This is a genomic window from Bacillus sp. HY001 (assembly GCF_007558965.1).
Taxonomy (GTDB): domain Bacteria; phylum Bacillota; class Bacilli; order Bacillales; family Bacillaceae_G; genus Bacillus_A; species Bacillus_A mobilis.
This window is the reverse complement of the sequence record NZ_VLTE01000011.1, coordinates 90,742-102,732: the sequence shown is the minus strand read 5'-3', so window position 1 is coordinate 102,732 and position 11,991 is coordinate 90,742. Positions and strand designations below refer to the sequence as shown.

Sequence of the window (11,991 nt, the reverse complement as noted above, 5' to 3'; positions counted from 1 at the left end):
GCGTGTTATCATTTTTATTTTGAAACTTCTTATACAGTTACGCTTCTGTTTCTGGTTCTTCGTTTTCCGCTTGTTCCAATCTTTGCTGCTCCGCAAGTTCAGCTGAAATCATTCCATAATAAATTTCTGGATACAATCCAAATATTTGATATACACTTCCTAAAAACGGCATCGGAATCCCTCTTTTCTAAAGTTGTATTGCCACTTTTAAGGATTCCCTTTTCATTCATTAAACATTCGTTTTTGGTGTTTCCTCTTCATCATAAACGCTTAATAAATTTTGCCACTTTTTATAAGGAGCACTATTTGGGTCTACATAACCTTTCGCATACGAACGATCCCACAATTGTTTAATAAACATTTCTTTCTCTTTCTTTGCAACCATATCGGCACCTGTACCGTAATAGTTTTGGAAATACAACTCAATTTCATCAAGAAATAGCCTTAATAATTCATCAGAAGTTTCTTCTAGCGTTGGGTCATATTTTGCTTCACGGTCATACATTAAAATCATATCTAAAATATTATGGACATGCTCTTTACGAAGCCATCTAATATCTTGAGCACCTAATACGAACGGATGTGTATATAAATGTCCGCCCTGTATCATCGCTTTTTCTTGTTCTTCTTCAAATCTGGACAAGATGTTTTCATAAATAAACGGATTATGAAGCAATGCCCTGTGTAATTTGTAACTTTCACTTGAAATATTTTTTCCCATCGACTGAATTAAGAAGCTACGCCCAACACCGTTATATTGATACACGAACTGACCATCAACAGCAACTAAACTAATCCAGCGATACATATACGCGTATAGAAGAGCTCGATTACATTTATCGTAATCTAACTTCGTTTGTGTTGCATTTAAGTCTGGCATGAATGCTGGTAAGTGCCAATACTTATCTAAATGCGGCGTTAAACTAGATTTTTTACTATTCAACTTGTTTACACGGCGATAGTATGACTGAAAATAATCACCTTTATCATTCATAAATCCATTTGCAATGTGTCCAGACGAAAGCTTAGGAAAGTCTTGCAACGATAAACCGTAATGCGCACGATAACAAATGACTTCAAATGGAGAAAAAGCTTCATGTACTGTATCTTTTTCTTTAAACATTTCTTGAATTAATTCCTCTTGTAGTTCTTTCTTTAAAGATGGATGTATACCCCAATATTGTAATTCCCTATGATGTGAAACTTTCGGCACAAATGGACTAGCTAAATGGAACAAGTCTTCAATTTTTTCACGGACGTATTCATCACGATCACGCTTCTTATAATCCGCTTCTTTTCGTAACGCCTCAACGATATTCAGTTCTAACTTATCGCGATAGCGTATTTGTAATTCATCGTAGCAATAACTTAGTATGTGCTCACGATAAAAGTCTTCTACCTTTTTCGATTGAATCTCTTCTGTTTTCGCATCCCGGCAATATTCCCCGTATAAACTCATATAAATTTCCGCAGATATATCTTTCGGTAATACTCCTAAATTTAAATGTTGCTGCATATCTTGCCATATTTTTTCTTGTAACTTCTCTTCCGCTAATACGTATACATTCGTTGGGTTTGTTTTCCCTTCAAATTCCTTGCTTCGTTTTTGAATTTCGAACAATAAATTTTCACGTGTTTCGTGTAAATTATCAAAAAACCTTTCCCAATATTGAATCATTTTATTAACTGCTTGATATAGTGATTGATACACGAGTTCTAATAGCATTTCTTTACGATACTCGTTTAACTTGTGTACGTACTGCGTTACAATATCTTCAAATTCCTTTTTAAATAAACGCTGCTGATTATTTATCATTTTTCCAAACCAGCCTTGTTGCTGCGCGATTTCTACTCGGCGAACAGCAGTTACCGTTCCATCAATATTACTTACATTAAATTTCTTATCGTAGTTTTGAATTAAATTACGCTTTTGTTCATTATTTTCATGTAAACGATTCATTTTCTCTACTAACTGCTTTCGAATTTCATACAACATAAAACGAGCTGATACTGGATGAACAGGATCTGTTTTCTTTAAAAACCATGTATTTAGTTGATATGACTGGCCTTCAGAACCACTTGGTGAAAAACGGTCTGATTCAATCATGTCATATAAAAGTGTCGTTACATGTTCATGTACGCGGCTCGGAATCGCATACGCATATAAACGAACCGCATGATCCACTCTTGCTACTTCACCTTTCATTTGCTCCATCATTTTCAGCTTCGCAGCCGAAATTTTACACTCATGCTGCAGACGGTTTAATTCCTCATCTTTTTGCACCGTACGCTGTACATAACTTTCTACAGCTTCTAAAAATAATTTAGATTTCGCTACACCAACCTTACCACCTTCTGCTCCTTCACGCGTTTCATTGTACATTTGTCTATAGAAAATATGAGCCTGCTCCGGACGAGTAGCAAGATGTTCTAAGTCTTCTAAATAACTTTTCCCACGCTCTGGCTTTTCACGTTGCATCCCTCGTTTTACATCTTGATCATATCTTTGTTTCTTCTCTTGAAACAGTTGATCTAAATGAAGCCACGATTCATCTAAACCTTGCACTGCCCATTTTAAAGCACAATATTTTAACACGTGCTCATACGGATAAATAATCTTTGCCGTTCCTGCCCCGCAATATCGTCCTTTCCCGCTCGATTCTGCTAATTGCTGAATTTGATTATCTTCCTGCGCAAAATGGTTTGCAGACATCGGACTAAATAACTGTAAATAAATCGTATTTGCCATTTGCTCCATATAATCTGATAAATTGTGTAGATGGTGCCCATGTAAGTTTTCATAATCGTATAAGAAACAATAATTGTACGGTAAATGATGCTGTTTAATCGTATGATTCGTTCTCCCATCCTCATCTACTTGATCAGGACGATACTCTAATTCAATCGTGACGCCACCGCGTTTTGATAATTCCCCCGTAGAACCGAGTGTAATGGCATGTAATTCTTTTAACGAGGCATAGCCGTTTGCTTGCACTGTTTCAAACTCTTTCGCACTAACCGTTCTCGTCTTAACTAAAACGTCAGGCATTAGAAACGCACCACGTATTAAAATGTTGTGATGCTGCAGTTTTTTCCGAAGCATTTCACGTAAATATAATGCAATTTGTAGAAACATCCCTGAACCTGTTCCGCCCGCTAGTGACGTTACTATAATGACACGTACTCCATATTCCGTTTGATCGCTTGTAACCGGAAAAATCTTCTCGATTTCTTGCCAAAAGGATGTCAATTTATCTTCTTTCATCGCAGCACGTAACGCTAAACGGGAAATGACGCGTAACTGTCCTGCCCCTTCCGTCAGTGGTTTATCAAGTATAGTCGGGTCCATTGGAAACCATTCTGGAATCGTTGGATCTCCCGCAATATACTCTCTTGGCGTTTTACTTGAACTCGTTTGTGTTTTAAACTTTCGAATATGATCAAATTTACTCAATGTATTCACATCTGTATCAAATACGTGCATTGCTACCTTTTTCCGGCGCTCCTCAGGTAGTCTTTCATATATTTGATGTGTTACAGTACTACCGATTCCACCTAAACCAATTAATATCGTTGGAACTTGTAACGTCATGTGAACCACCTTCCTATTCTTGCTTGTTTGAAAAGAGGAGGACAAGCTAAAATCCCCCTCTTTGCCCTATCTACTATTCACACTCGTACCTGTAAATCTCTTTACCATATCCTCTATCAATTACTAAAAGTTCATTTGGATATAGCGTCTTATGCTCCATTCCAACCTCATCCTCTGTTATAAACATCCCATCAATAATCATTCCTACTACTTGTGACTCTTTCGCTACAAATATTGATTTCGATCCTTTCTTTGCTATAAACGTAACAGATTGCACAGTCTTTCTTTCTGCCCTAAACGGAATGCCAAAATAGTGCTTCCACCATTTATTTTTAAGTAACTCTGGTTCAGATTGATATAACCAATCTTTCGCTACCTCTTGATCCCATTCGTAATACAATAGTGCTTTCCGGTGAAATCTTGGGCGAACAATCCATCCTAAAACGATTATTCCTACTATTAACAGTAATAAAGTGATAGGAATAACAAACTTAAAGATAAGCGCATATTTTTCATAAAATGGTGCATTTTGAATATGAAGTGAAATACTTTTCTTTACTTCTTGTAATTTTGAATCTTGCACTGCGATGGTAGCTTCTACGGTGCCGGTATCTGTAAAATTGAATGTGTCGGAGTAATGAGGTCGAGGATAAATATAAATTTGATTACCATGTTGTTTGATTTCATAGTTGATTGATTGTTTAGATGTGACACCAGTAGATTTTATTAGTCTCTTTACAGCCTCTTCTGTCATCGGCTTACCATCTAACTGTGGTTGTATAATAAAGGGTTTACTATTCTCTAAATTTGTTACTTTTTCTTCATAATCTTTCGTAATAGTTTGCAGTGATAATTTTGGTTTTTCCGTTACTTCGACTTTAAATTCTTTCGTCTGTCTGTAAAATCCCTTTATGTTCATATGAACTTTCCCGCGCACTAACCCTTTATCAATCTTCGTTTCGTAGTAAAATACATGTTTTTTATCATCCCACTTCATCTGGTACTGTTTTCCGTCTATTTCTACTTCTGCCTGAAAATATGAAGACTGAATTGGTAATTCGGTAGGCTTCGCTTCAATAACAGCAGTAACACCTTCGTACATTTCTTCCACATTTTTTTGACTACGATCATCTTTGTCATAAGTAGAAACAGTATAGTTAAGCGCTGGTTCAACTAGTACTTGTAGTCCTTCTTTCTCAATGTCTCGATCCACCTCTATCGTATAAGTTCCTGGTTTAATAACTTCCTGATTTTCCGTACTGATATGAACTATATTTCCGAATAATTTCGCTTCTCCTGGTGCATGTATGGAATAGGAAGATTGGAATTGTAACGGTTTAGAAATTTGTGTGACCTGATAATTAGACAAAGAAGGCGATTGTCGTACAAGCGTCATACGCTTTAATGGAAATGGTGTTGTAATCTCTACTTTCTTCCCTACTACTTTCGTTTTTACAATCGATTCAACAGAAGAGAACGGATCACGATTTGCAACTAATGCAGCTACTTGATTGACGCTTTTTACAATACCATCCTCTCCACTAGATGGCATCGCTACTCCGTTTATCTCTTTCTTCCATATCTCTTTAAACGTATTTAGTTGTGCCTTTTCTTGCTGTCCTAAATCCTCTTCCATCGTAATTAAAATTGGATGTAGCGATATTTTTTTTGCATCCATATCCTTCTTAAACTGTGCTAACTTCTGCAAGATTTGTTCTTTCCCGCCAACCTTATCTTTCTCTAAATCATTAAATGCCCCGTCAGTTAAGACAATAAGCCAAAATTCACGTTTTCCATCTATATCTGCTTCCTTTTTTATAGATTGCATCGCCGTTTCTACTGCGCTAAACGGAGTATTTAAATACGTTTTCCATGCCCCAATTCCCTCAATTTCTGTTTGTCTCTTATCCTTCGTTAACGAAATGTTTAATGGATCATTCGGCTTGCTCATTGGAACATACGAAAATTTATCTTTTTCATCTAATAGCGCAACTAAACTTTGCAAAGCGTAATTGGCATATTTCCAGCGATCGTTATTTCTCATGCTGCCCGAATCATCATATACAAGTGAAACGACCCTTTCCTTTGCCTCCTCTCCTTTTGCAAAAGTCCAAAAAGGATGTAACCATATAAATAGAAACAACATGAATGTGGCACAAATTCGAATTTTCATGATGAGGCTTCGCCACCTTTGTAGACAAATTCCTATGTTTAAATTTATGAGAGGAAACAAGATATATGACTTGTATTTTAGGACAACTAACATGGCATAACTTTATTATGTAAACAGTTATATAAACTGAATATGATTCCTTCTAGCGTTTTCTATCCGATACTATAAGTAAAAAAGCCTGTTTAAGCTCTACACTTAAAACAGACTTTTCCTACTTTTCATATTGAAAACACATAACAAAAAGTTTGATTTTGAATTAACACATCACTTCAATTGTAAATCCACCAGGTGCTTCAACATAAAACGTATACGCATGTGCATGCTTAGGAGGTTCGACCAAAAAGCCATCCGCATGCAATCTTTGATTCATCTTATTTACTTGTTCTTCATTCTCTTGAGGAAACCCTACATGAAATGTTTGTGGATAATGTACGTCTTTCCCTTTCATTAATGTTAATATAAACCCATCATTATCACGCAAAACCGCAAAGCCATTTCCCCTTGTTCCACTACAAGTTAAACCAAAATATTTTTCTAAAAACTCTCTAGCAGCTACTACATCTGAAACTGTTAAATTAAGATGTTTAATTTCCAAACTATCACCACTTTTCTTAATTTTCTAACATTTTATCATAAAAATAAAAAACACGCCTTTCACAGCGTGTTTCATTTCTTCACATACACTTCAACAACCGGATTATCTTTATTATCCGCATGCAAGCGTATATTCTCTTCACTCGCACTATAAATACTAGCTAATAACATAATTGTTAACACATTAGGAGTTTTTGCATCGCTTCCGTATTTTCTTTCAAGTGCTTCCTTATATTCAAAATCCAAATCCCCTTGCACATATGTATACACTTCAAAGCCATCTTCTAAATTGCAAACTACTGTATCAATTATATCTGCCCCTACTTGCTTCTTCATTTCCTCTCGCAATGCTTCAATAAATTCTTCCCACGGTACTTCGTATGTCTGAAACTGATCTGTAGATTTCATTGCCTTTTCCTCCTTATATATCCTTCTCCTATATTTCCCCTTTCCTATAACAATTATGATAGATAGGGCATTCGTACAAGCCGCACTTGTCCCCCTTACATATCGTATTACTGTAATGGAGAAGGAGGAAAGAACATGCATAGACAAAAATGCTATGATACGTGCCAACGTTATTTCGGTAAAGTCGTTCGAATTGAAGATCGTGATGGTCGCATTCATTTAGGTAAAATAATTGATGTGACAAAAAGCTCTGTATGGATTGAACCAGTGCAACAGCGCTCATCTTTTGATACAGGATTTGGATACTATGATGCTTATGCAAACGGTGGCTGTGATCTTTGCGGCGGCATTAGTAGATGTGATAGCTGTGGATTTGGTTGTGGTGGTGGTGGATTCAGCGGCTGTGGATGTGGCGGTCGTGGTTGCGGTAATTGCGGCGGCTGGGGAGGCGGCGGTTGTGGATGGGGCGTTGAACTCGGATTTGGTTTCATCTTCGGAATTACATTAGCTGCATTATTTTTCATTTAACATAGTAAAGAGTTGACTAACTTTAGCCAACTCTTTTTATTTATTTTTCACATATAAAAATACGATGACCTAAAATATGTTGGTACATAAGTCGTACATTTTCATGCTGTACCCATGCCGCATATAATTCATTTGGAATATGCGAGGATACATTCCATTCTGGCTCTTCTATATAGCCCGAGATCGTTTCTGCAATTGTACCACCGCCAGCAATTGTAATTCTTTTAAACTTTGCTTTCCGGAATAATTGTACCCATTCATTCTCAGTTAATAGTTCATTCATCCCATATAATCGGGCAATCTTTTCTTCCTCACTCTTCTCAATGTGCCTATCAATAATCATTTCAATGACAACAAGCTTGCCATCCTTCTGTAATACACGATAGCACTCCGAGATAACCCTTTCTTTCTCTGTAAAAGCGAGTATCGATTCTCCGAGTACGAACTCAAATGAATTATGCAAACAAGGTAATTGCTCTACATTCCCTTCAATTAATTGAATGTCTAGTCCTTCAATTAACCATCTATCTTTCGCCTTTTGAATCATAATCTCATTCTTTTCAACCGCCGTTACTTTATAACCACATTCTTTTGTCATATATGCCGCTGTTTTCCCCGTACCGCACCCTATCTCAAGGACATTCGCTCCAAATCGAAAAGGTAGTTGCGCCAACAATTGTTTTGTTAGCGTAAAGCCACCAGGATGAGCACTTCCTATTCCATAATAAGCTAGGAAATCGATGTAAGTATTTCGTTCCATGGGATTCTCCCTTTTTTATTTTATATATTCGGGGAAGAAATAAAAGTGCATAGAAAAAGCATTTTCAAGTGCTCTAATACCGCAACTTGAAAATGCTCTTCTCTTTTTTATTTCTCTTCAATATACGCCCATTTGAAGCTATATTCCGGACTAATATTATGTTTCACAATTCCCTTTATATTTGGTTTCATAACATATGATTTAGCACTTTGGTATAAAGGTACAAGCGCTACATCATCTTCAAGTAACAATTTCTCTGCCTTCCCTAACTCTGTCCAACGTTTTTTTGCATCAGCCATCCATTCTGTCTTACTTTTAGTAATAATGTCATCATATTTTGAATCTGAGTAGCTCATCTGGTTCTGAGAATTTGTCGTTTCAAACATATCAAGATACGTCATTGGATCCGCGTAATCCGGATTCCAGCCACCATATGAAAAATCATAATCTTGGTCTGATTCTAATTTCAGCTTTTGCTTAAATGGTTGCAGTTTAATATTTACTGTCACGCCTTTTAGATTTTTTTCAACTTGATCTTTTACATACTCCCCAACCTTTTTCGCATTACCAGTATCATAATTTAACAGTTCAATTGTTACTTGATCTTTTCCAAGTTCTTTTTTCGCTTCTTCCCAAGCTGCTGCTGCCTTTTTAGTGTCTTGTTTTAAACCATTCTTGAACGTTTCTGCGAAATCTTTACCATCTGGTCCACTCGCTAAACCTTTTGGTACTAAGTAATCCACTGGTTTTGAACCATCATTTAAAATGACATTCGCTAAAGCTTTCTTATCAATTGATAATGCAATTGCTTCACGTAATTTTTTGCTCTTTAACGGTGTATCTTGCCCGCCACGTTTTTGGTTTAGACGTAAGTAAAACGTACTTGTTTCCGAATACGCACCAAACTCTTCTTTATTATTTCTATACTTATCAACAAATTCTCCTGATAAAAGGGCGAAATCAATCGCTCCTGTATCGTATAAATTCACCCGAGTAGCTGGTTCTTTTACTACACTATAGTTGATTTCCTCTAGTTTTACAGTCTTTTTGTCCCAATACTGCTCATTTTTCTTTAATTTCCAGCCTTGCTCATGTTTCCAATCAGTAAGAACGAACGGTCCGTTATATACTGTTGTATCAGACTCTAAACCGAATTTATTCCCTTTTTCTTTTACGAACTTTTCATTTAATGGATAGTATGACGCAAATGCCATTAAGTTCAAGAAATATGGTACTGGTCTTTCTAATTCCACTTCAAGCGTATAATCATCTGTCGCTTTTACACCTAATGTAGCAACTTCTGCTTTTCCTTGATTAATTGTTTCTGCATTTTTAATATAGTAAGCAATAAATGCATACTCAGCAGCTGTTTTTGGATCTACGAGACGTTGCCATGCAAATACGAAATCTTTCGCCGTTACTGGATCACCGTTTGACCATTTTGCATCTTTCCGTAATTTAAATGTATACTTTTTCCCATCCTCGCTTTTCGTGCTAGATTCTGCTACAGCAGGGATTGGCTTATTATCTTTATCAAGGCGATATAAACCTTCCATCGTATTCCCTAAAATTTGTGCGCCAAGTGTATCTGTACTTTTTGAAGTATCCATCGTCGGAATTTCATTCGTTTCTGTACGATTTAGCACTTGCTTCGCTGCATATTTTATATCAGATTTCTTCTCTTCCCCGCCATTATTAGACGTTGTAGTCGATTTCTTCTCCCCACCAGATCCAGAAGAACATGCTGTTAACGCCATACTCATTGCTAAAACTGGCACTACAACTGCCGTTAGTTTTTTCATTTTTTTCTTCATTCTTGTACCCTCCCCAATTATATGTACGAAACTAACTTTGAGAGATTTTCTATGAACTTAGTTATTAATACTTTTTCACCAATTAACATCTTGGTAATTATCCTCATTTTTGAAGTTTCCATTATTTTATTTTCATAGTAACTATGTATTTTACTATTACTACTATACGGATTCTCCCCCATCTACTATATGTCAGTACTACTTTTCTTATTCTTCTCTATTTAATTGAATAGAAAAAGAGCGTGTTAAAAGTGAATTATTTACTTTTAAACACGCTCTTTTTATTATTTCCCTTCCGTTACATAAGCCCACTTAAAGCTATACTCTGGACTGATGTTATGTTTCACAATTCCTTTTACATTCGGCTTCATTACATACGCTCTTCCTGTTTGGTATAAAGGAACTAATCCTGCATCTTCTTCAAGGAATAATTTTTCTGCTTTCCCTAAAGCTTCCCAACGCTTCTTCGGATCTGACAATAATTCATTACCCGCTTGTTTAACCATTTCATCATATTTTGGATTCGAATAACTCATTTGGTTATATGGGCTCTTCGATTCAAACATATCAATAAATGTCATTGGATCTGAATAATCTGGGCTCCAACCTGCAAACGAAACTTCATAATCTTGCGCTGACTCTAACTTTAGTTTTTGTTTGAACGGCTGAATTTTCGTATTAACCGTTACACCTTTTAAGTTTTTCTCAATTTGATCTTTAAAGTAGTCAGCGATTTTCTTCGCAGTTCCATCATCATAGCTTAGTAATTCGATTGTAACTTGGTCTTTTCCAAGTTCTTTTTTCGCTTCATCCCAAGCTGCTGCACCTTTTTTCGGATCATATTTTAGACCGTTTTTAAATGTATCTTGGTAATCTTTACCGTCTGGTCCAGTCGCAAGTCCTTTTGGTACTAATTGATCTGTTGCTTTTGAACCGTTATTTAAAATAACAGTTGCTAATCCTTTTTTATCAATTGATAATGCAATCGCTTCACGAAGTTTTTTGCTCTTTAACGGTGTATCTTGTCCGTTACGTTTTTGATTTAAACGTAAGAAGAATGTACTCGCTTCTGAATACTCACCGTACTCCTCTTTGTTCGATTTATATTTATCAACGAATTCTCCTGATAATAATGTGAAATCAATTGATCCTGTATCATATAAGTTTACTTTCGTCGCAACTTCTTTTACTACACTGTAGTTAATTTCTTCTAATTTTACAGTCTTATTATCCCAGTACTTATCATTTTTCTTTAGCTGCCATCCTTGTTCATGTTTCCATGAAGCCATCACAAACGGTCCATTATACAACGTTGTATCTGCTTCTAAACCGAACTTATCTCCTTTTTCTTTTACGAATTTCTCATTTAAAGGATAGTATGACGGAAATGCTAGTAAATTTAAGAAATATGGTACTGGCTTTTCTAATTCTACTTCTAGCGTATAATCATCTACTGCTTTTGCTCCTAAATCTGTTAGAGGTTTTTCACCTTTATTAATTGCTTCTGCATTTTTAATATAGAAAGCAATAAACGCATATTCTGCAGCTGTATTTTTATCGAGTAAGCGCTGCCAACCGTATACGAAATCTTTCGCTGTTACAGGGTCACCATTCGACCATTTTGCATCTTTACGTAATTTGAAAGTATATTTTTTACCATCCTCGCTTTTCGTACTAGATTCTGCAGCAGCAGGAATTGGCTTATTATCTTTATCAAGACGATATAATCCTTCCATCGTGTTTCCTAAAATTTGTGCCCCTAGCGTATCAGTAGATTTAGATGTATCCATCGTCGGAATCTCTTGATTCTCTGTACGATTTAATACTTGTTTTGCTGCGTATTTAATTTCAGATTTTTTCTCTTCCCCACCACCACTAGACGTCGTAGTTGTTTTCTTCTCCCCACCAGATCCAGAACACGCTGTCAACGCCATACTCATCGCTAAAACTGGCGCTACAACCGCCGTGAACTTTTTCATCTTTTTCTTCATTTTTGTACCCTCCCCAATTATATGTACGAAACTAATTTTGATAGATTTTCTAATAACTAGTTATCAGAAAATTCTTATTAATTAATATTCTACTAATTTTTCAGATTTTGTAAAGTTATTTTTAAAATATT

9 protein-coding genes are annotated in these 11,991 nt (G+C 36.0%); 1 reads left to right on the top strand and 8 read right to left on the bottom strand.

Annotated elements, in window-relative coordinates:
- Positions 1–37 precede the first annotated feature (37 nt).
- The 5 genes from FOT98_RS08315 to FOT98_RS08295 all read right to left on the bottom strand — a co-directional run bounded on the left by FOT98_RS08315 (position 38) and on the right by FOT98_RS08295 (position 6,767).
- On the bottom strand, positions 38–172 hold the full coding sequence (locus FOT98_RS08315) for a hypothetical protein (protein ID WP_001116178.1): 135 nt from the start codon (positions 170–172) through the stop codon (positions 38–40).
- 57 nt (positions 173–229) lie between these two features.
- Complete coding sequence (locus FOT98_RS08310; RefSeq protein ID WP_063262493.1) at positions 230–3,592, bottom strand: tubulin-like doman-containing protein; 3,363 nt, start codon at positions 3,590–3,592, stop codon at positions 230–232.
- Positions 3,593–3,665: 73 nt separating this feature from the next.
- A complete protein-coding gene (locus FOT98_RS08305; protein WP_063262492.1) occupies positions 3,666–5,765 on the bottom strand; it encodes a vWA domain-containing protein in 2,100 nt (699 codons plus the stop codon).
- A 256-nt stretch (positions 5,766–6,021) separates the two neighbouring features.
- A complete protein-coding gene (locus FOT98_RS08300; RefSeq protein WP_063262491.1) occupies positions 6,022–6,360 on the bottom strand; it encodes a VOC family protein in 339 nt (112 codons plus the stop codon).
- Between the two features lie 71 nt (positions 6,361–6,431).
- The gene (locus FOT98_RS08295) at positions 6,432–6,767 is read right to left on the bottom strand and encodes a hypothetical protein (RefSeq protein ID WP_063262490.1); all 336 of its coding nucleotides are present in this window, start codon (positions 6,765–6,767) and stop codon (positions 6,432–6,434) included.
- A gap of 135 nt (positions 6,768–6,902) precedes the next feature.
- On the opposite strand from FOT98_RS08295, the gene FOT98_RS08290 reads away from it, so the two are divergent.
- Complete coding sequence (locus FOT98_RS08290; RefSeq protein ID WP_063262489.1) at positions 6,903–7,295, top strand: hypothetical protein; 393 nt, start codon at positions 6,903–6,905, stop codon at positions 7,293–7,295.
- 40 nt (positions 7,296–7,335) lie between these two features.
- Here FOT98_RS08290 and FOT98_RS08285 read toward each other — a convergent pair whose 3' ends face one another.
- The 3 genes from FOT98_RS08285 to FOT98_RS08275 form a co-directional block, all read right to left on the bottom strand.
- On the bottom strand, positions 7,336–8,055 hold the full coding sequence (locus FOT98_RS08285; protein ID WP_063262488.1) for a class I SAM-dependent methyltransferase: 720 nt from the start codon (positions 8,053–8,055) through the stop codon (positions 7,336–7,338).
- Positions 8,056–8,162: 107 nt separating this feature from the next.
- Entirely contained in the window at positions 8,163–9,869 is a 1,707-nt protein-coding gene (locus tag FOT98_RS08280; RefSeq protein WP_063262487.1) for a peptide ABC transporter substrate-binding protein, read from the bottom strand.
- A gap of 284 nt (positions 9,870–10,153) precedes the next feature.
- Entirely contained in the window at positions 10,154–11,860 is a 1,707-nt protein-coding gene (locus FOT98_RS08275; RefSeq protein ID WP_063262486.1) for a peptide ABC transporter substrate-binding protein, read from the bottom strand.
- Positions 11,861–11,991 lie beyond the last annotated feature (131 nt).

What these genes read in the sequence shown, in the direction of transcription:
- FOT98_RS08305 (WP_063262492.1), bottom strand. Translation starts at nt 5,765, where the DNA reads ATGAAAATTCGAATTTGTGCCACATTCATGTTGTTTCTATTTATATGG.
- FOT98_RS08290 (WP_063262489.1), top strand. Translation starts at nt 6,903, where the DNA reads ATGCATAGACAAAAATGCTATGATACGTGCCAACGTTATTTCGGTAAA.
- FOT98_RS08275 (WP_063262486.1), bottom strand. Translation starts at nt 11,860, where the DNA reads ATGAAGAAAAAGATGAAAAAGTTCACGGCGGTTGTAGCGCCAGTTTTA.
- FOT98_RS08295 (WP_063262490.1), bottom strand. Translation starts at nt 6,767, where the DNA reads ATGAAATCTACAGATCAGTTTCAGACATACGAAGTACCGTGGGAAGAA.
- FOT98_RS08310 (WP_063262493.1), bottom strand. Translation starts at nt 3,592, where the DNA reads ATGACGTTACAAGTTCCAACGATATTAATTGGTTTAGGTGGAATCGGT.
- FOT98_RS08315 (WP_001116178.1), bottom strand. Translation starts at nt 172, where the DNA reads ATGCCGTTTTTAGGAAGTGTATATCAAATATTTGGATTGTATCCAGAA.
- FOT98_RS08280 (WP_063262487.1), bottom strand. Translation starts at nt 9,869, where the DNA reads ATGAAGAAAAAAATGAAAAAACTAACGGCAGTTGTAGTGCCAGTTTTA.
- FOT98_RS08285 (WP_063262488.1), bottom strand. Translation starts at nt 8,055, where the DNA reads ATGGAACGAAATACTTACATCGATTTCCTAGCTTATTATGGAATAGGA.